We start from the raw sequence: 19,527 nt of genomic DNA on the forward strand, positions 1-19,527 counted from the left end.
TGGGGCTCCGCCCCAGACCCCGCTCCTCAAACGCCGGAGGGGCTGGATAGTGCCGGGCTGGGGCTGGCTTTGCGGCCCTGGCCGCAAAACTCAGCCCGTCCGGCGTTTGAGGACACGCCCGAAGGGCGTCTGTGTTGACTGGGGGCCGGGGCGGGCAGGGCCATCCGTCACCCATTCGGTGCGCAGTGGCGGGGTGACCGCCTCGCCACCCCTCGCCCCCGCGCTGACCTGGGCGGACGCCGTGCACGCGCGGCGCGGCGCGGGCCCGGGGGCAGGCAATCCGACCCGCGCTCAGCAGGCGCCCCGCGCGTGCGGCCACTTATCTCGGAGGGAGTGCCGTACCGACGCCTCCGGGAGGATCACCATGCGCCCTGCACTTCTGCTGACCGGTACCGCGCTGGCGGCCGCCGCGTTCGGCGGCCTCGGCGCAGGTCCGGCGTACGCCGAGAACGACACACCGGAGCACACGCTGGAGGTGTATCCCGCGACCTCCGGCCCCGGCGCGACCATCACGGTGAACACCACCGCCTGCGGTTCCGACAGCGGCGGCACGGGCGACGCCAACTCCGTCGGCGCGGGCGACTTCCCCCTCCAGCCCGCCACCCACAAAGAGGTCGTGACCGGGGAGTTCAAACTCCCCCCGGACGCCCCGCCGGGAACCCACGACATCGCGGTGGCCTGCGACAACGGCAACACCGCCCAGGGCACCCTGACCGTGACCGCCGGTTCGTCGCACGAGCCGCACGAGCCGCACCAGTCGCACGAACCCACGCACCACACCCCCACGCACCGCACGCCCACCCACAAGCCCACGCACCCCACGGGCCACGTCAAGACCGGCGTCGGCGGGTCCGCGGGGTCCGACACCACCCAGATCGCGGCGGGTGTGGCCGTGCTGGCCGCGACCGCCGTCGGCGGTACCTGGATGCTCCTGCGTCGCCGGGCGAGCGGCGCGCGGGAACGCTGACGGGCCGGCCCCGGCCGCCCCGTACCCGTACCGCCGGAGTTCCCCGTGCCTCCGCCCTGGCCCCGAGCCGGGCGGGGGCACGCGGGGCGTACGGCCGGGCCGGACTGCACTGGAGGTGTGATCAGCGATGACGGACCGGCGTACGAAGGGCGGCCTCGTCGCCATCGCCATCTGCACCGGCGTCTGGCTGATCCAGAACGGCACAGCGGGCCAGGACCCGCCCCGCCCGTCGTCCGCCGAGGCGTTCGCCGCCGGGCCCGAGCACGTCCCGAGGAGCACGGTCCCGCCGACGCGGCCGCTTCGGCCCTCCGAGCCCGTACGGATCCGGATACCGGCCGTCCGGGTGGACGCGCCCGTCATGCGCCTCGGCCTGGCCCCCGACGGCAGTCTCGACGTACCGCCGGCCGGGAACCGCAACATCGCCGGCTGGTACAAGGACGGCACCCCGCCCGGCGCCGAGGGCACGTCGGTCATCGCCGGGCACGTGGACAACGCGCGGGGTCCGGCCGTCTTCTACAACCTCGGCGCGCTGCGCAGGGGCCACACCATCGAGGTGGAGCGCAGGGACGGGCGTACCGCCGTCTTCACGATCGATGCCATCGAGGTGTACGACAGCGAGAACTTCCCCGAGCAGCGGGTGTACGCGGCCTCCGGGCAGGCCGAGCTGCGGGTGATCACCTGTGGCGGCACGTTCTCCGAGAAGACCGGCTACCGGGGAAACGTGGTGGCGTACGCGCACCTGACGGCGGTGCGCTAGGCGCGGCCCGCCCTACGTCCACTGGTCGAACGCCAGCTTCGCGACCAGCGAGAAGACCACCACCAGCAGCACCCCGCGCACGAACTCGCTGCCCTTCCTGAGCGCCATCCGCGCGCCCGCCATCGCGCCCGCGAGGTTGAAGAGGGCCATCAGCGCGGCGAGCTGCCACAGCACCGTTCCCTGGTACGCGAACATCGCGAGCGCGCCGGCGTTGGTGCAGACGTTGACGATCTTGGCGTTGGCGGAGGCGGTGACCAGGTCGAGGTGGAGCACGGCGGTCAGCGCCAGAACGAGGAACGTACCGGTGCCGGGTCCGAAGAGGCCGTCGTAGAAGCCGATACCGCCGCCGACGAGGACGATCGCGGTGACCGTACGGGCCCGGGTGACCGGCACCTTCGCGTCGTCGGCGGCGCGGCCGAAGGAGGGCCGCAGGAGCACGAAGGCCGCGACGCCGAGCAGGACCACCATGATGACCGGGCGCAGTACGTCGCTGCTGATCCCGGCGGCGAAGAAGGCCCCAGTCATAGAGCCGACGAGGGCCGCGAGCCCGATCCGTACGGCCGTCCCGACCTTCACCGGCGCCTTGCGGAGGTACGTCACCGCGGCCCCGGAGGTGCCGACGATGGCCACTGCTTTGTTGGTGCCGAGGATGTGCGCGGCGGGGACGTGGGGCAGCCCGAGCAGCAGAGCGGGCAGGAGCAGCAGCCCGCCACCGCCCACCACCGCGTCGATCCAGCCGGCCGCGGCGGCGGCGAGGCACAGGACGACGAGCGTGGTCAGCGATATGTCGGGCATGATCGCCAACTTAAGGGAGGGGATGGGTGTGGCGCCCATCAATCCCTGGAGAGTTGAGCCACATCTGAGGTTCCGGCGAACGACGGAGCCCGCCGCCCCGTCCCCCGCTCCTCCTCTCCCCCTCACAGTGCACTGCGCCGTGCGCTGAGCGCAGTGTTCCCCGCGGGAAACAGATGGGATGCGGTCGGGTAACACCGCCCCGGCAGTCTGCGGTCATGAGCAAGGACATCGTGGTGATCGGCGGCGGGACGGCGGGTGCCCGGCTGGCCCGGCAGCTGACCCGTCAGCCCACCCCGGCGGCTGAGGCGGCCGAAGCGACGGGGCCGAAGGTCACCGTCATCGGCGAAGAGGAGCACGCCCCGTACAACAGGGTGCTGCTCGCCGAGGTCCTCGCCGGCCGCTACGGCCCCGAGGTCATCGCCCAGCCCGCGACGCCGGTACGGCGCGGGGTGCGCGTGGTCCGTATCGACCGCGCCGAGCGGGTGGTGCAGTGCGACGACGGCAGCGTCGTCCCGTACGGCACACTCGTCCTCGCCACCGGCTCCAACCCGGTCCTGCCGCCCCTGCGCGGCCTCGGCGCCGACCTCCCCGACGGCGTCCACCCCTTCCGTACGATGGACGACTGCCTGGCACTGGCAGCCGCCGTACGCGAAGGCACCCGCGCCGTCGTGATCGGCGGCGGACTCCTCGGCGTCTCGGCGGCCCGTGCGCTCGCGGAGCGCGGCGCCCAGGTCGTACTGGCCCAGCAGGGCGAACACCTCATGCAGCGCCAGCTCGACCCGGCCGCGAGCGAGCTGCTGCGCGGCCACCTGGAGACGCTGGGCGTCGAGGTCCACACGGAGTGCCGGGTGCGCGGTCTGCGCTGCGAGTCCGGTGAGGGCGCCGGGACCGTGCGGGCCGTCGAGCTCGCCGACGGCTACGCCCTCGACGCCGACCTCGTCGTCCTGGCCTGCGGTGTACGCCCCCGAGTCGGCCTCGCGCAGGCCGCGGGCCTGGACGTGCGTCACGGCATCGTCGTGGACGACGAGCTGCGCACCTCGGACCCGCACATCCGCGCCATCGGCGACTGCGCCGAGCACAACGGCCGCGTATACGGTCTCGCGGGCCCGGCCCTCGAACAGGCCGACATCCTGGCCGCACTGCTGCTGGGCTCACCCCCGGCGGCCCCGTCCGTCAGCCCGCTGTCCGGCCACGTCGTGGCCGCCGCGGCGGCGGCCGCGGTGCCCGCGAGCACCGACCGCTACACCGGCACCCGCGCCCTCACCCGGCTCACCCTCAGGGCCGGCGGCACCGGCGCCGGGCCGCTCGACCTCGCCGCGTTCGGCGAGACGAACCCGCTCCCCGGCGACGACGTCGTCCGCCTCGCCGACGCCACCCGTGGCGCGTACCGCAAGGTCGTCGTGCGCGGGGACCGGCTGATCGGCGGCATCCTGCTTGGCGATCTCGGCGCCGTCGGCGAACTCGCCCGCACCTGGGAGGGCGACGAACCGCTCCCCTCCACCCCGTTGTTCCATCTGCTTGGAGGCGCCTGAGATGTCCACACCACCCACGATCGTGGTCGTCGGCCACGGCATGGTCGGCCAGCGCTTCCTGGAGGCTCTCGCAGAGCGGGGCGTGACCGAGAAGGCGCGTGTCGTCGTGCTGTGCGAGGAGCCCCGGCCCGCGTACGACCGTGTCCAGCTGACCTCGTACTTCTCCGGCCGCACTCCCGACGAGCTCGCGCTCGGCGAGCCGGACTTCATGGACCGGCACGGCATCGAGCTGCACCTGGACGACCCGGCGACGGCCATCGACCGCGAGGCGCGCACGGTCACCTCGCGCGCCGGACGGACCTTCACTTACGACACGCTCGTCCTCGCCACTGGTTCGTACCCCTTCGTACCACCCGTTCCCGGGAAGGACGCGGAAGGGTGCTTCGTCTACCGCACCATTGAGGACCTCCTCGCGATCGAGGCGTACGCGAAAACAGCGCGTACGGGAGCGGTCGTGGGCGGCGGACTGCTCGGCCTGGAAGCGGCGGGCGCACTGAGCGGACTCGGGCTCGCCACGCACGTCGTGGAGTTCGCTCCCCGGCTGATGCCCGTCCAGGTCGACGAGGGTGGCGGCGCGGCCCTTCTCCGTACGATCGAGGGCATGGGCCTGACGGTCCACACGGGCGTCGGTACGCAGGCCGTCACCACCGACGACGCCGGCGTCGTGAACGGCATGTCCCTCTCGGACGGTTCGACGCTGGAGACCGACCTCGTCGTCTTCTCGGCGGGCGTACGGCCGCGCGACCAGCTGGCCAGGGACTGCGGCCTGTCGGTGGGCGAGCGGGGCGGCATCGCCGTCGACGAGCAGTGCCGTACGTCCGACCCCGCGGTCTTCGCGATCGGTGAGTGCGCGCTGGCGTCGGACGGCCGGGTGTACGGCCTTGTGGCGCCCGGTTACGAGATGGCGGAGACCGCCGCCGAAACGATCGCGGGAACGGCCGAAGAGCCGAGCAAGGCGTTCACCGGTGCGGACATGTCCACCAAGCTGAAGCTCCTCGGTGTGGATGTGGCGTCCTTCGGTGACGCGCACGGCCACGCGGAGGGCTGCCTGGACGTCACGTACTCCGACTCGCGCTCCGGCGTCTACAAGAAGCTCGTGATCAGCCCGGCCGGAGAACTCCTCGGCGGCGTACTGGTCGGCGACGCCGACGCGTACGCCATGCTGCGACCGCTCACCGGTTCCGTACCGCCCGTCGCACCGGAACAGCTCATCGCGCCGGCGGGCGGCGGCTCGGTCACCCTCGGCCCGTCCTCCCTCCCCGACGACGCGGTGGTCTGCAACTGCCACAACGTCACCAAGGGGCAGGTGACCGCCTGTTCGTCGCTCCCCGAGGTGAAGAAGTGCACCAAGGCGGGCACGGGCTGCGGCAGCTGCGTGAAGCTGATCGGCCAGCTGCTTCCCCAGTCCGGCGACAAGGGCCTGTGCGGCTGCTTCCCGCACACGCGCTCCGAGCTGTACGAGATCGTCCGCACGCTGCGCATCACGTCGTACGCCGCGCTGCTCGACTCGCACGGCCGTGAGGAGGCCCGGGGCGGCGACGGCTGCGAGATCTGCAAGCCGACGGTCGGCTCGATCCTCGCCAGCCTGAGCAACGGCTACATCCTCGACGGCGAACAGGCCGCCCTCCAGGACACGAACGACCACTTCCTCGCCAACATGCAGCGCAACGGTTCGTACTCGATCGTGCCGCGCATCCCGGGCGGCGAGGTCACCCCCGAGAAGCTGATCGTGATCGGCGAAGTGGCCCGCGACTTCGGCCTCTACACGAAGATCACCGGCGGCCAGCGCATCGACCTCTTCGGCGCCCGCGTCGAGCAGCTTCCGCTGATCTGGACGCGCCTGGTGGACGCCGGCTTCGAGTCGGGCCACGCCTACGGGAAGGCCCTCAGGACGGTGAAGTCCTGTGTCGGACAGACGTGGTGCCGTTACGGCGTCCAGGACAGCGTCCGGATGGCCATCGACCTGGAGCTGCGCTACCGGGGGCTGCGCGCGCCGCACAAGCTGAAGTCGGCGGTCTCGGGATGCGCGCGCGAGTGCGCCGAGGCGCAGTCGAAGGACTTTGGTGTGATCGCCACGGCGAACGGCTGGAATCTGTACGTCGGTGGCAACGGCGGCGCGACCCCGCGTCACGCCGATCTCCTCGCCCAGGACCTGTCGGACGCGGAACTCGTGCGCCTCATCGACCGGTTCCTGATGTTCTACATCCGCACCGCGGACCGCCTGGAGCGCACCTCCACCTGGCTGGAGCGGCTGGAGGGCGGCCTGGACCACCTCAGGGACGTGGTCGTCCACGACTCGCTCGGCATCTGCGAGCAGCTGGAAGCCCTGATGGCCACGCACGTGTCCGGCTACCGCGACGAATGGGCCGAGACGATCAACGACCCCGAGCGGCTGTCCCGGTTCGTGTCGTTCGTCAACGCACCCGACGCGCCGGACCCGTCCGTACGGTTCGTTCCCGAGCGCGACCAGATGAAGCCGGACCTGACCTTCCTCACCCTCGAAGGGACCCGAGTGGGATGACCCTGCAACTGCGTATCGACGACGACTCCTGGTTCACCGCCTGTGCCCTGTCCGACCTCACCCCCGGACGCGGTGTGGCGGCCCTGCTCCCCGACGGCCGTCAGGCCGCGCTGTTCACGGACCGCTCGGGGCGCCCGTACGCCATCGAGAACCGTGACCCGTTCTCCGGCGCGCAGGTGCTGTCGCGCGGTCTGATCGGATCCGCGAACGGCCGTCCCTTTGTCGCGTCGCCTCTCCTGAAGCAGCGCTTCGATCTGGAAACGGGCCTCTGTCTGGACGACGAAACAGTCGCTGTGCAGACGTTCCCCGTACGCGTCGAGACTAGTTGACCGATCGTTCCAGTAAGGCTACGGTTCTGGATGTGGCCAGGACCAAGGAATTCGATCCCGACGCCGCACTGCAGGCAGCCCTGGAGCTGTTCTGGCGGCGCGGTTACGAAGCGACGACCATGGCGGACCTGGTCGAGCACCTCGGCATCGGCCGCGCCAGCATCTACGCCACCTTCGGCAACAAGCACGAGCTCTACCTGAAGGCGCTCGACCGGTACGCCGACTCCCGCAACCCGGGACTTCTCGGCGAGCTGTCCCAGCCGGGCCCCGCACTGCCGGCCGTGCGCGCGGTGATGCGGCGGTTCGCCGCCGAGGCGGCCTCCGACACGGAACGGCTTACCGGTTGCTTCGTCACCAACACGGCCGCCGAGCTGGCCCCGCACGACGACTCGGCGGCCCGCCGGGTGGAGGTGAGCTGGGAGCACATCGAGACCCTGCTGCACTCCGCCCTCGTACGAGCACAGGCGCAGGGCGAGCTGCCCGAGGACCGCGATCCGCAGGCGCTCGCCCGCATGCTGCTCGTACTGATGCAGGGCCTGCGGGTCGTAGGTAAGGCTTCCAGCGACCCGGCCAGGGTGCGGGACGCGGCAGAGCAGGCACTGACACTTCTCGACTGACCGAATCCAACAACCACCTTTGACAGGCGCCCCTGGGGCGTCTCTTTTACGCCCTAATAACAGAACGCTCGTTCAAGAATAAGGACGGACAGATCATGACTGCTCGCTTCTCCGGCAAGACCGCCCTCGTCACCGGCGCGGGCTCCGGTATCGGCCGCGCCATCGCGCTCGCCTTCGCCGCCGAGGGCGCGAACGTCGTCGCCGCCGGACGCAGCGCCGCGCCCCTCAACGAGACCGTCGAGACCGTCGCACTGGCACAGCGGGCGGGCGGCGGTGGCACGGCCGTCGCGATCACCGCCGACGTCAGCCGTTCCGAGGACGTGAGGGCGCTCGTTCGCGAGAGCGTCGAGCGGTTCGGAAGCCTCGATGTCGCCGTGAACAACGCCGGTGTGTTCCGGGGAGGCGGGCCCGTCGCCGAACTGTCCGAGGAGGACTGGCGCACGCTCCTCGACATCAACGTCACGGGCGTACTCCTGTCGATGCAGGCCGAGATCGACGCGATGCGTTCCCAGGAAGGGGGCGGGGCGATCGTCAACATCTCCTCGAACCTCGGCGCGCACCTGCGCATCCCGGGCGTCGCCGGCTACCTCGCCTCCAAGGCCGCCGTCTCCGCCCTCACCCGCGCGGCAGCCGTCGACCACATCCAGGACGGCGTCCGGATCAACGCCGTCAGCCCCGGCGCCGCCGCGACCACCATGTCGCTGCGGCCCGGCGAGAGTGACGCGGAGCGCGCCGTCCGCATGAAGGACGAGTCACCGCTCGGCCGGGTGTCGACGACCGGCGAGGTCGCCGCCGCCGTGCTGTACCTGGCCTCCGCCGACGCCGCGTCCGTCGTCGGCACCGACCTCGTCATCGACGGAGGCGCCTCCGCCTGACGAAGTGCCCGGCCGTACGCTGACGTCCATGACGACTGGCTGGAAAGCGAGCGACATCCCCGACCAGAGCGGCCGTACGGCCGTGGTCACCGGGGCCAACAGCGGAATCGGACTCGTCACGGCGCGTGAACTCGCCCGCCGCGGCGCGCGCGTGGTGCTCGCGTGCCGCAGCGAGCAACGCGGCAAGGAGGCCGCGGCGGGCATCACGCGCGAAGTCCCGGGTGCGCTGGTCGAGTTCACGCCACTCGATCTGGCGGACCTGTCTTCCATACGGGACTTCGCCGACTCCTACCCGTACGACCGCCTCGACCTGCTCATCAACAACGCGGGCGTCATGGCGCTCCCGTACGGACGGACCGCCGACGGTTTCGAGACGCAGTTCGGCGTCAATCACCTCGGGCACTTCGCCCTCACCGGCCTGCTGCTCCCCCACCTGCTCCGGACGCCCGCAGCGCGCGTAGTGACCGTCTCCAGTGGCCTTCACGCCCTGTCCAACATCGACATCGGCGACCTAAACAGCGAGCGCAACTACCGGCGTTGGATCGCGTACGGCCGCTCCAAGACCGCGAATCTCCTCTTCACCCACGCCTTGGCCGCGCGCCTCGCCACGGCCGGCTCCGACGTCGTCGCGGCGGCCGCCCACCCCGGCTACGCCAGCACAAACCTCCAGAGCGCGGGCGTACGGATGGAGGGGCGCAGGGCGGCCGAGCGGATCGTGGAACTGGGGAACAGGATCATCGCGCAGCCCGCCGAGTCCGGCGCCCTGCCCACGCTGTACGCGGCGACAGAACCCGGCGTACAGCCCGATTCGTTCACCGGGCCGAGGATCCAGGGCTGGCGGGGCGCGCCGACGAAGTCGTGGCGCGCGAAGTGGACAACGAACGATGTGGCGAGCGAGCGCCTGTGGGTGGCATCGGAGCAACTCACCGGGGTGACGTACGAGGGCCTCAAGACCTGAGGCCCTCCGTCGTCTTCTGAGCGGGGCTGCGCCTCAGCCCTGGCCCTCGACCGCCGACGGGTCCATCCAGACGATCTCCCACGTGTGACCGTCGGGGTCCTGGAAGGAACGGCCGTACATGAAGCCGTGATCAATGGGCTCGTTCGCCGGGGATCCGCCGGACGCGAGAGCCGTGTCGGCCATCTCGTCGACCTTCTCCCGGCTGTCGGCGCTGAGCGCGAGCAGGACCTCCGTCGTCCGGCTCGTGTCGGCGATCTCCTTCTTCGTGAACTCCTTGAAGCGCGGCTCGGTGAGCAGCATGGCGAAGATCGTGTCGCTGATCACCAGACAGGCGGTCTTGTCATCACTGAACTGCGGGTTGAAGGAGTATCCGAGCTTGCTGAAGAAGGACTTCGTGGTGTCGAGGTTCTTCACCGGCAGGTTCACAAAGATCATCTGAGGCATGAGCGGTGTCTCTCTTCTCTCGTCGTTGCCATTCGCAGGGGTAGACCCAGGGGCCGCACGAAACTCATCGCTCGAACAGAAACTCGCAGAAAACCTTCGCCTTGCGGGTGCGCCACGCCCGCTCTAGCGTCGGCGCCATGACCAGCTCCCCCGGCGCCGGCAAGAAGATCACCGAGAAGCTGTCGGCCGACGTGCTGAAGGCGTCCACCGGCCGGGACTGGGACGCGTGGTTCGCCCTCCTCGACGCGTGGGACGCCACCGGGCGCACCCACACGGAGATCGCCCGTCACCTGACCGATGACCTCGCCGTGGACGGCTGGTACGCACAGTCGATCACGGTCGGGTACGAGCAGGAACGCGGCCTTCGCGAGGTCGGCCAGTCTTCGACCGGTGACTGGCAGACGAGCGGCAGCAGAACCGTGGAAGCGTCGGTCGCGCGCTGCGAGGCCGCCTTCACCGATGCCGATGTACGCCGCCGGTGGCTTCCCGGGAGCGAGTTTTCGCTGCGTACGCGACGGGAGGGGAAGACCCTGTCGGCCGACTACGGGAACGGCCGGCTCTCGGTCAGCTTCACTCCCAAGGGCGAGTCGAAGACCCAGGTGGCACTCCAGCACACGAAGCTCGCGGGCGCCGCGGAGGTCACGGCGTACAAGGTCTTCTGGAAGGAGCGCCTCGCCGCTCTCAAGACTCTTCTGGAGTCGTGACAGGAGAGCCGGGCTAGGCCCGCAGCTCTTCCGCCGCGTCCGCGACCCGGCCGATCAGGCGCAGCAGCGTTTCCTGCTCCCCCTCGTCGAGGGGGGCGAGGAACACCCGGTTCATCCGGGCCGTGCGGGTGACCAGCTTGCGGTGCACCGCCGCGCCCTCGTCCGTGAGCTTGAGTACGTTGCGCCGGCCGTCGTGCGGGTCGCGCACCCGCTCCAGCAGACCGCGCCTGCCGAGGCGCGCCACCAGGTCCGCGATGGTCGAGCGGTCCAGGTGAACATGCTCGCTCAGGGTGCGCTGGTCGATGTCGGGCTTCTCGACCAGCGCATTGAGCACGGCGAACTGCGGCGACGTGGTCTCCTCCGAGACCATCGTGGTCCACAGCAGGGTGTGCGCCTGCTGCAGCCGCCGGGCGAGATGCCCGGGGTGGGTGCTCAGATCGACCGCAGCCATGCGGGGCCTCCTGCAAATCCTGGGCGATGCTCTGTGTACTGAGCCATTGACGTCAGCGGAACTCGATGGAATTGTACGGCCTCGACGAGAAACTAGTCAGTACACTGAGCAACTCGCGGAGTGAGTGACGATGGCCGACATACGCAGCCTGCACGACGCCGTGGCGGACATCGTCCACGACGGGGACACCCTCGCGATGGAGGGTTTCACGCACCTGATCCCGTACGCCGCCGCGCACGAGATCATCCGCCAGGGCATCACCGACCTGACCCTCGCCAGGATGACCCCGGACGTCATCTATGACCAGCTGATCGGCGCCGGCCTGGTGAAGAAGCTGATCTTCTCCTGGGGCGGCAACCCGGGCGTCGGCTCACTGCACCGCTTCCGCGACGCCGTCGAGAACGGCTGGCCGCGCCCCCTGGAGCTCGACGAGCACAGCCACGCGGGCATGGCCAACCGTTACGTCGCGGGTGCGTCGCGACTGCCGTTCGCCGTACTGCGCGGCTACCGCGGCTCCGACCTCGCCACCCGTACGGACACGGTCTCCTCCGTCACCTGCCCGTTCACCGGCGAGGAGCTGGCCGCCGTCGCCGCGCTCAACCCCGACGTCACCGTCATCCACGCCCAGCAGGCCGACCGGGACGGCAACGTCCAGCTGTGGGGCCTGACCGGCGTCCAGAAGGAGGCCGCGCTGGCCGCCGGCCGGGTGCTCGTGACGGTCGAGGAGATCGTCGACGAGCTGACGCCCCGGCCCGGCGGCGTCGTCCTGCCGACGTGGGTGATCGACGCGGTCGCCGTCGTGCCGGGCGGCGCCCATCCGTCGTACGCCGCCGGCTACACGGTGCGCGACAACGCCTTCTACCAGGCCTGGGACCCGATCGCGCGGGATCGCGACACCTTCACGCAGTGGCTCGACACGAACGTACGCACCGAAGGGGATGCCGTCCGATGACCACCTCCGCCACCACCGAGGACTTCACCCGCGACGAGCTGATGGAGGTCAACGCCGCCCGCGCGCTGGCCGGGGCGCGCACCTGTTTCGTCGGCATCGGCCTGCCGTCGACCGCCGCCAACCTCGCCCGTAACACCGTCAATCCCAAGCTCGTGCTGATCTACGAGTCCGGGACGATCGGCTCCAAGCCGACCCGGCTGCCGCTGTCCATCGGCGACGGCGAACTGGCCGAGACCGCCGACGCGGTGGTGCCCGTACCCGAGATGTTCAACTACTGGCTCCAGGGCGGCCGGATCGACGTCGGCTTCCTCGGCGCGGCCCAGGTCGACCGTTTCGCCAACATTAATACGACGGTCGTCGAACGAGGCCCGGGCAAGCCAGAGGGCCGCCTTCCGGGCGCGGGCGGAGCACCCGAGATCGCGTCGAACTGCGGCAAGGTGCTGATGGTGCTGCGCCACTCCACGCGCAACTTCGTGCCCAAGCTCGACTTCGTCACCACGCTCGGCCACGGCTCGGGCCCCGGTGACCGCAAGGAGCTCGGCATGCCCGGTGCGGGCCCGGTCGCCGTCATCACCGACCTCGGCATCCTGCGGCCCGACCCGGGCACCGCCGAACTCTTTCTCACCGAGCTGCACCCCGGCGTCACCCTCGAGCAGGTACGGGCCGCGACCGGCTGGGAGCTGAAGACGGCGGACACGGTCGGGGTCACCGAGCCTCCGACCGCCGCCGAACTGGCCGCGCTGCGCGCGCTCAAGGCAGCGGGAAGGGACAAAGCCTGATGACTCTCACGCAGTCCGACATCGACGGCGAGCTCGCCGAGATCCGCGCAGACTACGAGAAGGCCCGCGCGGCCGGCACCCCCGCCGCGCATCACCCCCCGCGCGACTTCCCGCCGTACCGCAGCAGCCTCCTGCGCCACCCGAAGCAGCCCTTGGTGGCCGTCAGCGGGGACCCCGAGGCCGTCGAGCTGTCCGGCCCCGTCTTCGGCCACACCGACGTCACCGAGCTCGACCACGACCTGACCCGGCAGCACGCCGGTGAGCCGCTCGGCGAGCGCATCACCGTCTCCGGGCGGCTGCTCGACAGCGCGGGCCGGCCGGTACGCGGCCAGCTCGTCGAGCTGTGGCAGGCCAACGCCTCCGGCCGGTACGCCCACCAGCGCGACCAGCACCCGGCGCCCCTGGACCCGAACTTCACGGGCGTGGGGCGGGTGCTGACGGGCGACGACGGGTCGTACAGCTTCACGACCATCAAGCCGGGCGCCTATCCGTGGCGCAACCACGAGAACGCGTGGCGCCCCGCGCACATCCACTTCTCGCTCTTCGGCACGGCCTTCACGCAGCGCCTGGTCACGCAGATGTACTTCCCGGGGGACCCGCTGTTCGCGCACGACCCGATCCTCCAGTCGGTGACGGACGACGCGGCGCGCGCCCGGCTGGTCGCCGCGTACGACCACTCCCTCTCCCGCCCCGAGTGGTCGCTGGGCTACCGCTGGGACATCGTCCTCGACGGCCCGTCCGCCACCTGGATCGAGGAAGGCCGCTGATGACGTATCTGCCGCCCACCCCTTCGCACACCGTCGGTCCCTTTTACGGGTACGCCCTGCCGTTCCCGGGAGGCGGCGATATCGCCCCCAGGGAACACCCCGACGCGATCACCCTTCACGGGTACGTCTACGACGGCGCCGGGGAACCGGTCCCGGACGCGATCGTCGAGTTCTGGCAGGCGGGACCGGACGGTTCACTGACCGGCGCGCCGGGTTCGATGCGCCGCGATCCCGTGACGGGTGGTTTCCTCGGCCGCAACGGGGTCGACTTCACGGGCTTCGGCCGAGTCCCGACGGACGCGGACGGCCACTACACGATCCGGACCCTCCCCCCAGGGGGCCCGTCCACTCCGTACATCAGCGTGTGCGTGTTCGCTCGGGGCCTGACCCACCACCTCTTCACGCGCGCCTACCTGGCTCAGGGCCCGGACGCGCTGCTCGCCTCGCTGACTCCCGAGCGCCGCGCGACACTGATCGCCCGGCCCGAACCGAACCGCGACAACACCCACCGCTTCGACATCCGCCTCCAGGGCGAGGAAGAGACGGTCTTCCTTGACTTCGCCTGACCACGGACTGCTCTCTCCTGTACGCGCCGGAACCGCGGCCGAGGCTGCGACCGGCGACGTGGCCCTGCTCCAGGCGATGCTGGACGCGGAGGCGGCCCTCACCCGGGCGCAGGGGCCCGCCTGGGCGGGCGAGGCGGTCACGGCGGCGGCGAAGGCGGACCGCTTCGACGTACGCGACCTGGCACTGCGTGCCCGTTCCGGCGGCAATCCGGTGATCCCGCTGGTGGCCGACCTGACGGCAGCCGTGGGCCCGGAAGCGGCGCCGTACGTGCACCGGGGAGCGACGAGCCAGGACATCGTCGACACGGCGATGATGCTGATCGCCGCGCGCACGCTCCCCCTCATCACGGCCGACCTGACCCGCACGGCGGCGGCCCTCACCACCCTGGCGGCGGAACACCGGGACACCCCCATGCCCGGCCGCACCCTGACCCAGCACGCGGTCCCCACCACCTTCGGCCTGAAGGCGGCAGGGTGGCGAGCGTTGACCCTGGACGCACACACGCGCCTGAAGGCCCTCACCCTCCCCGCTCAACTCGGCGGAGCCGCCGGCACGCTGGCAGCCTTCGCCCCTACCCCGCTCGACGACTTCACGGTGCCAGGAGGGGCCGTGTCGGGTCGCTCCCCGCAGGGCGCCGAACGCAACCGGCCGGAAAATACTCACAGTGCGTGGAACGTTCGGCGACCGAGGAGACGGCCCGGCGCGGCACCGACCCCAGAGCCACCGCACACCAGCCCCGCCAAAGGCACCGCTCCCGCCGAAGGGCCCGACCCCGGCCTAGCGCTCCTCACCGCGTACGCCGCCGAGCTAGGCCTCGCCGCCCCCGGCCTCCCCTGGCACACCCTCCGCACCCCCGTCGCCGACCTGGCCACCACCCTCGCCTTCACCTGCGCCGCCCTCGGCAAACTCGCCAAGGACGTCCTCACCCTCTCCCGCACCGAAATCGCCGAAGTCTCAGAAGGCACCGGCGGCGCCTCCTCCGCGATGCCCCACAAAGCCAACCCCGTCCACGCCACCCTGATCACCTCCGCCGCCCAACAGGCCCCGCCCCTGGCCTCCGTACTGCTCGCCTCCCTCGCCTCCGCCGGGGACGAACGCCCCGCCGGCGCCTGGCACGCCGAATGGCAGCCCCTGCGCGAGCTCCTGCGCCTGGCCGGCGGCGCGGCCGCCCACGCTGCGGACCTCGCCGAAGGCCTCCGCGTCCACCCCGACCGCATGCGCCAGAATCTCGACCTCACTCACGGCCTGATCGTCAGCGAACGCATCGCCGCAGCCCTGGCGCCCGCCCTCGGCCGAGCCGCCGCCAAGGACCTCCTCACCGCGGCCTCCCGACGCACAGCCACCGAAGGCATCCCCCTGGCAGAAGCCCTCGCAGGCGCACTCCCCGAAGGCGAACTGGCCGAACTCACCGACCCCACGCGCTACACCGGCTCCGCGGCCGCCCTGGTAGACCGCGCCCTGGACCGAAAGCCGGAGCACCCCCATGCCTGACGCGCACTACAACCTCCCCCTCCCCCTCCCCCACGTCCGCCTAGACGGCCCCGAATCCGGCACCCCCCTGATCCTCGGCCCCTCCGTAGGCACCTCCCTCACCGTCTGGGAGCCCCAGCTCGCCGCCCTGGCCCGCGTCCACCGCGTCCTGCGCTGGGACCTCCCCGGCCACGGCGGCACCCCCGCCGACGTGATCCCGCCGGCCGCCGGCGCCACGACCGTCGCCGACCTGGCGGCGCTCGTGCTGCGGGCCGCCGACGCACAGGGGTGGGACTCGTTCGCGTACGCCGGTATCTCCATCGGCGGCGCCGTAGGGCTCCACCTGGCGGCGCATTTCCCCGAGCGCGTCACCGCCCTCGCCGTGGTCTGCTCGTCGGCCCGCTTCGGTGAGCCCGCGACCTGGCGCGAGCGCGCCGCTCTCGTACGGGCGGAAGGAACCGAGGCGATGGTGGCGAGCCGCCCGGGCACCTGGTTCGCCCCCGCCTTCGCCTCAACACCCCTCGGCCACGCGCTCATCGAAGACCTGCGCGCCACCGACCCGGCCGGCTACGCCGCCTGCTGCGACGCCCTCGCGGCGTACGACCTGCGCGGCGCGCTCCCCTCGATCACGGCACCGACCCTGGTCGTCGCCGGCCGCGACGACCCGGCGACGCCGCCCGCGCACGCCCGGGAGATCGCCGACGCGATCCCGGGTTCCAGCCTGCTCGAAATCGCGGGCGCGGCGCACCTGGCGGGCGTGGAGAAGCCGGAGACGGTGACCAACGCCCTGCTCGCCCACTTCGCCCCGCCGCCCGCCCACACCGACGCGTCCCGCCACGCGGCGGGCATGCGCGTGCGCCGAGCGGTACTGGGGGCGGCCCACGTGGACCGCGCGGTAGGCCGTACGACGCCGTTCACGGCCCGCTTCCAGGACTTCATCACGCGGTACGCATGGGGGGAGATCTGGACCAGCGAGACGCTGGACCGGCGCACGCGCAGCTGCGTCACCCTCACCGCGCTCGTCGCCCACGGCCACGAGGCGGAACTGGCGCTGCACGTGCGGGCGGCGCTGACCAACGGCCTGACCAGGGACGAGATCGGCGAGGTCCTGCTCCAGACCGCTGTGTACTGCGGAGTCCCCGCAGCCAACTCCGCCTTCGCGGTGGCCCAGAGCGTCTTCGACGACCTGGACCGTACCGACTACGACGTCGACGGGGTCGACGGGGTCGACGAAGTCGACGACTGATCACCTGCCGCTCACCGCTTGTTGATGCACTGTCAATTCGAGACTCTTACGTTCCGAGGTCACAGTCCCCCCATCCTGGAGTGACACATGGAACGTCGTAGCTTCCTGCGCGGCGCTGTCATCGGCACCTCCGCCGCCGCCTTCGGCGGCACCCTCTGGCGCGGCGCCGCATACGCCGCCCCCGCACAGCCCGGCGCCGGCCCCTACGGGGCCATAGGCTCCGCCGACGCCAACGGCATACGCCTGCCCGCCGGCTTCACCAGCCGCGTCATAGCCCGCTCCGGCCAGAGGGTCGGCTCCACCGCGTACACCTGGCACAACGCGCCCGACGGCGGTGACTGCTACGCGGACGGCACCGGCTGGATCTACGTCTCCAACTCGGAGATCAACCCCTCCGGCGGCGCGGGCGCGGTCCGCTTCTCCTCGACCGGCGCCATCACCGGCGCGTACCGCATCCTCTCCTCCACCCGCACGAACTGCGCGGGCGGCAAGACCCCGTGGAACACCTGGCTGTCCTGCGAGGAGGTCGACCGGGGCTACGTCTACGAGACCGACCCGTGGGGCGTGAAGGCCGCCGTACGCCGCGACGCGATGGGCCGCTTCAAGCACGAGGCCGCAGCCGCCGACCCCGTACGCAAGACCATCTACCTCACCGAGGACGTCACCGACGGCTGCTTCTACCGCTTCACGCCCACCACCTGGGGTGACCTGTCGGCGGGCAGGCTGGAGGTCCTGAAGATGGGTTCGGGTACGTCCGGTCCCGTCACCTGGGCCACCGTCCCCGACCCGAGCGGCGCCACCGCCACCCGCAACCAGGTCTCGGGCGCCAAGCGCTTCACGGGCGGCGAGGGCTGCTACTACGCCAACGACACCTGCTGGTTCACGACCAAGGGCGACGGCCGCGTCTGGCAGTACAACGCGGCTGCCCAGACCATCGAGCTCGCCTACGACGACTCGCTCGTCAACGGCACGGCCCCGCTGACGGGCGTCGACAACGTCACCGGCACGTCCTCCGGCGACCTGTTCGTCGCGGAGGACGGCGGCAACATGGAGATCTGCGTGATCACGCCGGACGACGTGGTGGCCACCTTCCTGCGGATCGAAGGCCAGTCGAGCTCCGAGATCACCGGCCCGGCCTTCTCGCCGGACGGCAGGCGCCTGTACTTCTCCAGCCAGCGCGGTACGAGCGGCAGCTCGTCCGGCGGCATCACGTACGAGGTGACGGGCCCCTTCCGCAGCTGACACAGCTGACACACGTCTCCCACCTCCCACCTCCCACCTCCCACGTCTCACTGGAGTGATTCCGCTGTGGCGCCGCCCCGCAGCAGGGCGGCGCCCAGTGGCGTCAGCGTGTGCAGGACCGAGTTGCCGTGCCGCAGGGTGACGACCAGGCCCGCCTCGCGCAGCACGCACGCGTGCTGGCTCGCCGATGCGAGTGACACCGCTGCCCTGCGGGCCAGTTCGCTCGTCGTACAGCCGCCGCCGATGGCCGCCAGGACCGTTGAGCGGGTCTGGCCGACGAGGCGGCCCAGGGGCGGGCCCGGATCGTCCACCGGAGCCGGGGCGTCCGCGTGGGTCACCGGGTAGACCAGGACGGGCGGCAGCTGCGTGTCCCGGTAGACGACCGGGGTGCCGCGGCAGAAGAACGACGGCTGGAGCAGCAGTCCCCGCCCGCGCAGATACAGATCCCGGTCGACCGGATAGTCGGCCTCCAGGACCGGCGGGCGCCAGCGCAGCATCGGCGGGAGCGACGCGAGGAGTTCGTCCGCGCCGCCGTCGAGCAGGGCGCGGCCTCTGGCGGCCCGGTCGGCTTCTATACGGGACTGGATGTGCGGCCAGTACGGCTCGACGGCGGCGCGGTGGTACCCGCGCAGCGCACCCGCGAGCCGGGCCAGTGCGTCGCCCCGGCCGCCGGCGAGCGGGGCGGCGTGGCGGCGCTGCTGCGTCGACGCCCCGCAGCTCTGTGCGGCCGCACGGTCGCTCTGACGGTGCGAGGCGGCGAGCAGGGCCAGTTCGGCACGCATCCGCTCGGTGGCGGTGCCGCGTACCGCTTCGAGTCCCGCCTCCATGCCGCGCACACCCTCACGAGGCGTCAGGAAATCCGGGAAATAACCCCTGCTCGGTATCACCGGCGCCAACAGTCGTGTTTCACCATTCAACCGAGTACGCGATTCCCGGCGCCATTCTCCGAACACCTTGGCACCGCGCCTGTCCCGCAGTCTGTGAAAACTGAGCACCGTTTCCCATAACGCGTCCGGCCGGTCGGACAGCCGAACCCTCGACAAGTCAACACCGGAGAAATGAACACGTAGCACCGAAGCCCCATCTGTTGCATCCGCAATCGCCCCCGCAGTTGAGTATGCACGCCATCACACGCCGTCACCACGGCCTTTCAGCCACAGTTGAAACGCATCGCGCGTCACCGGTGCCGAACGCAATGCTGTTCCTCGTCGGGCACGACACCGGAGTCACCGGAAGGACGCAGCGAAGGCCGTGGGGGGCTTTGCTGGGTCTGGCGGCGGTCGGCGAAGGTAGCGGCTCAGTGTCCGGCGAGCTATCAGGATGCGGTCGTCGGGTGGGGATCCGGCGACCGCATCCTGCCGTCCTGCCGCCCTTTTCAGGGGAGAATGGCGGAATTCAACTGCTGTTGCTTTCTGTTGTTTCGTGCACCTCTAATTGTCTGACAACAGAACACAACAGAGCGGCGGGAACAACCACCAGGGGGCCGCGCCCATTTGTTTAAAGGTGCAGGTAGACCACGACGCGGGCCCCAGACAGCACCACCCCCGCCCCCCC

The 19,527-nt window shown here is 71.1% G+C and carries 20 protein-coding genes; 16 read left to right on the plus strand and 4 right to left on the minus strand.

The annotated features are described in order from the left end of the window. Positions 1 to 364 precede the first annotated feature (364 nt). On the plus strand, positions 365 to 967 hold the full coding sequence (locus ABZX79_RS21880; protein ID WP_355260105.1) for a hypothetical protein: 603 nt from the start codon (positions 365 to 367) through the stop codon (positions 965 to 967). 127 nt (positions 968 to 1,094) lie between these two features. Next, entirely contained in the window at positions 1,095 to 1,724 is a 630-nt protein-coding gene (locus ABZX79_RS21885) for a class F sortase (protein WP_355260108.1), read from the plus strand. A gap of 12 nt (positions 1,725 to 1,736) precedes the next feature. Here the strand turns inward: ABZX79_RS21885 and ABZX79_RS21890 are convergent, their stop codons facing one another. After that, on the minus strand, positions 1,737 to 2,519 hold the full coding sequence (locus tag ABZX79_RS21890; protein ID WP_355260110.1) for a TSUP family transporter: 783 nt from the start codon (positions 2,517 to 2,519) through the stop codon (positions 1,737 to 1,739). 215 nt (positions 2,520 to 2,734) lie between these two features. Here ABZX79_RS21890 and ABZX79_RS21895 point away from each other — a divergent pair, with 215 nt between their 5' ends. The 6 genes from ABZX79_RS21895 to ABZX79_RS21920 all read left to right on the plus strand — a co-directional run bounded on the left by ABZX79_RS21895 (position 2,735) and on the right by ABZX79_RS21920 (position 9,351). Next, positions 2,735 to 4,051 (plus strand): FAD-dependent oxidoreductase, encoded by a 1,317-nt coding sequence (locus ABZX79_RS21895; protein WP_355260113.1) that lies wholly within the window; start codon positions 2,735 to 2,737, stop codon positions 4,049 to 4,051. Position 4,052: 1 nt separating this feature from the next. Then, entirely contained in the window at positions 4,053 to 6,572 is a 2,520-nt protein-coding gene (gene nirB / locus ABZX79_RS21900; RefSeq protein WP_355260116.1) for a nitrite reductase large subunit NirB, read from the plus strand. Beyond that, the gene (nirD, locus tag ABZX79_RS21905; protein WP_355260118.1) at positions 6,569 to 6,901 is read left to right on the plus strand and encodes a nitrite reductase small subunit NirD; all 333 of its coding nucleotides are present in this window, start codon (positions 6,569 to 6,571) and stop codon (positions 6,899 to 6,901) included. Before nirB ends, nirD begins: the two co-directional genes overlap by 4 nt. A gap of 32 nt (positions 6,902 to 6,933) precedes the next feature. Next, entirely contained in the window at positions 6,934 to 7,518 is a 585-nt protein-coding gene (locus tag ABZX79_RS21910; protein ID WP_355260121.1) for a TetR family transcriptional regulator, read from the plus strand. Positions 7,519 to 7,613: 95 nt separating this feature from the next. Continuing rightward, a complete protein-coding gene (locus tag ABZX79_RS21915; protein WP_355260123.1) occupies positions 7,614 to 8,393 on the plus strand; it encodes a glucose 1-dehydrogenase in 780 nt (259 codons plus the stop codon). Between the two features lie 28 nt (positions 8,394 to 8,421). Then, positions 8,422 to 9,351, plus strand: a complete 930-nt coding sequence (locus tag ABZX79_RS21920; protein ID WP_355260126.1) for an oxidoreductase — start codon at positions 8,422 to 8,424, stop codon at positions 9,349 to 9,351. A gap of 33 nt (positions 9,352 to 9,384) precedes the next feature. On the opposite strand, the gene ABZX79_RS21925 is transcribed toward ABZX79_RS21920, so the two are convergent. Beyond that, positions 9,385 to 9,795, minus strand: coding sequence for a VOC family protein (locus ABZX79_RS21925; RefSeq protein WP_355260129.1), 411 nt, complete (start codon positions 9,793 to 9,795; stop codon positions 9,385 to 9,387). 137 nt (positions 9,796 to 9,932) lie between these two features. On the opposite strand from ABZX79_RS21925, the gene ABZX79_RS21930 reads away from it, so the two are divergent. Continuing rightward, on the plus strand, positions 9,933 to 10,499 hold the full coding sequence (locus ABZX79_RS21930) for a hypothetical protein (protein WP_355260132.1): 567 nt from the start codon (positions 9,933 to 9,935) through the stop codon (positions 10,497 to 10,499). Between the two features lie 13 nt (positions 10,500 to 10,512). On the opposite strand, the gene ABZX79_RS21935 is transcribed toward ABZX79_RS21930, so the two are convergent. Then, entirely contained in the window at positions 10,513 to 10,950 is a 438-nt protein-coding gene (locus ABZX79_RS21935; protein ID WP_355260135.1) for a MarR family winged helix-turn-helix transcriptional regulator, read from the minus strand. 130 nt (positions 10,951 to 11,080) lie between these two features. On the opposite strand from ABZX79_RS21935, the gene ABZX79_RS21940 reads away from it, so the two are divergent. The 7 genes from ABZX79_RS21940 (at position 11,081) to ABZX79_RS21970 (ending at position 17,973) form a co-directional block, all read left to right on the plus strand. After that, entirely contained in the window at positions 11,081 to 11,902 is an 822-nt protein-coding gene (locus tag ABZX79_RS21940) for a CoA-transferase (RefSeq protein ID WP_355260138.1), read from the plus strand. Next, on the plus strand, positions 11,899 to 12,681 hold the full coding sequence (locus ABZX79_RS21945; protein ID WP_355260141.1) for a CoA-transferase subunit beta: 783 nt from the start codon (positions 11,899 to 11,901) through the stop codon (positions 12,679 to 12,681). The genes ABZX79_RS21940 and ABZX79_RS21945 overlap by 4 nt, the downstream gene beginning before the upstream one ends. Further along, a complete protein-coding gene (gene pcaH / locus ABZX79_RS21950; protein WP_355260144.1) occupies positions 12,681 to 13,448 on the plus strand; it encodes a protocatechuate 3,4-dioxygenase subunit beta in 768 nt (255 codons plus the stop codon). The genes ABZX79_RS21945 and pcaH overlap by 1 nt, the downstream gene beginning before the upstream one ends. After that, positions 13,448 to 14,014 (plus strand): protocatechuate 3,4-dioxygenase subunit alpha, encoded by a 567-nt coding sequence (gene pcaG, locus ABZX79_RS21955; RefSeq protein ID WP_355260147.1) that lies wholly within the window; start codon positions 13,448 to 13,450, stop codon positions 14,012 to 14,014. Before pcaH ends, pcaG begins: the two co-directional genes overlap by 1 nt. After that, the gene (locus ABZX79_RS21960; protein ID WP_355260150.1) at positions 14,001 to 15,506 is read left to right on the plus strand and encodes an adenylosuccinate lyase family protein; all 1,506 of its coding nucleotides are present in this window, start codon (positions 14,001 to 14,003) and stop codon (positions 15,504 to 15,506) included. The genes pcaG and ABZX79_RS21960 overlap by 14 nt, the downstream gene beginning before the upstream one ends. Continuing rightward, a complete protein-coding gene (pcaC, locus tag ABZX79_RS21965) occupies positions 15,499 to 16,731 on the plus strand; it encodes a 4-carboxymuconolactone decarboxylase (RefSeq protein WP_355260152.1) in 1,233 nt (410 codons plus the stop codon). The genes ABZX79_RS21960 and pcaC overlap by 8 nt, the downstream gene beginning before the upstream one ends. 87 nt (positions 16,732 to 16,818) lie before the next feature. After that, positions 16,819 to 17,973 (plus strand): alkaline phosphatase PhoX, encoded by a 1,155-nt coding sequence (locus ABZX79_RS21970; protein WP_355260155.1) that lies wholly within the window; start codon positions 16,819 to 16,821, stop codon positions 17,971 to 17,973. Between the two features lie 47 nt (positions 17,974 to 18,020). Here the strand turns inward: ABZX79_RS21970 and ABZX79_RS21975 are convergent, their stop codons facing one another. Further along, complete coding sequence (locus ABZX79_RS21975) at positions 18,021 to 19,046, minus strand: helix-turn-helix domain-containing protein (RefSeq protein ID WP_355260158.1); 1,026 nt, start codon at positions 19,044 to 19,046, stop codon at positions 18,021 to 18,023. Positions 19,047 to 19,527: the final 481 nt, after the last annotated feature.

Origin of the sequence: Streptomyces sp. NPDC002994 (assembly GCF_040611155.1) — a bacterium.
Classification (GTDB): Bacteria; Actinomycetota; Actinomycetes; order Streptomycetales; family Streptomycetaceae; genus Streptomyces.

Bases quoted from the DNA above. Each gene is read 5' to 3' on its own strand.
- pcaG (WP_355260147.1), top strand. From the start codon at position 13,448: ATGACGTATCTGCCGCCCACCCCTTCGCACACCGTCGGTCCCTTTTAC.
- ABZX79_RS21920 (WP_355260126.1), top strand. From the start codon at position 8,422: ATGACGACTGGCTGGAAAGCGAGCGACATCCCCGACCAGAGCGGCCGT.
- ABZX79_RS21880 (WP_355260105.1), top strand. From the start codon at position 365: ATGCGCCCTGCACTTCTGCTGACCGGTACCGCGCTGGCGGCCGCCGCG.
- pcaH (WP_355260144.1), top strand. From the start codon at position 12,681: ATGACTCTCACGCAGTCCGACATCGACGGCGAGCTCGCCGAGATCCGC.
- nirB (WP_355260116.1), top strand. From the start codon at position 4,053: ATGTCCACACCACCCACGATCGTGGTCGTCGGCCACGGCATGGTCGGC.
- ABZX79_RS21930 (WP_355260132.1), top strand. From the start codon at position 9,933: ATGACCAGCTCCCCCGGCGCCGGCAAGAAGATCACCGAGAAGCTGTCG.
- pcaC (WP_355260152.1), top strand. From the start codon at position 15,499: ATGCCTGACGCGCACTACAACCTCCCCCTCCCCCTCCCCCACGTCCGC.
- ABZX79_RS21940 (WP_355260138.1), top strand. From the start codon at position 11,081: ATGGCCGACATACGCAGCCTGCACGACGCCGTGGCGGACATCGTCCAC.
- ABZX79_RS21915 (WP_355260123.1), top strand. From the start codon at position 7,614: ATGACTGCTCGCTTCTCCGGCAAGACCGCCCTCGTCACCGGCGCGGGC.
- ABZX79_RS21925 (WP_355260129.1), bottom strand. From the start codon at position 9,795: ATGCCTCAGATGATCTTTGTGAACCTGCCGGTGAAGAACCTCGACACC.
- ABZX79_RS21885 (WP_355260108.1), top strand. From the start codon at position 1,095: ATGACGGACCGGCGTACGAAGGGCGGCCTCGTCGCCATCGCCATCTGC.
- ABZX79_RS21945 (WP_355260141.1), top strand. From the start codon at position 11,899: ATGACCACCTCCGCCACCACCGAGGACTTCACCCGCGACGAGCTGATG.
- ABZX79_RS21935 (WP_355260135.1), bottom strand. From the start codon at position 10,950: ATGGCTGCGGTCGATCTGAGCACCCACCCCGGGCATCTCGCCCGGCGG.
- nirD (WP_355260118.1), top strand. From the start codon at position 6,569: ATGACCCTGCAACTGCGTATCGACGACGACTCCTGGTTCACCGCCTGT.
- ABZX79_RS21890 (WP_355260110.1), bottom strand. From the start codon at position 2,519: ATGCCCGACATATCGCTGACCACGCTCGTCGTCCTGTGCCTCGCCGCC.
- ABZX79_RS21970 (WP_355260155.1), top strand. From the start codon at position 16,819: ATGGAACGTCGTAGCTTCCTGCGCGGCGCTGTCATCGGCACCTCCGCC.
- ABZX79_RS21895 (WP_355260113.1), top strand. From the start codon at position 2,735: ATGAGCAAGGACATCGTGGTGATCGGCGGCGGGACGGCGGGTGCCCGG.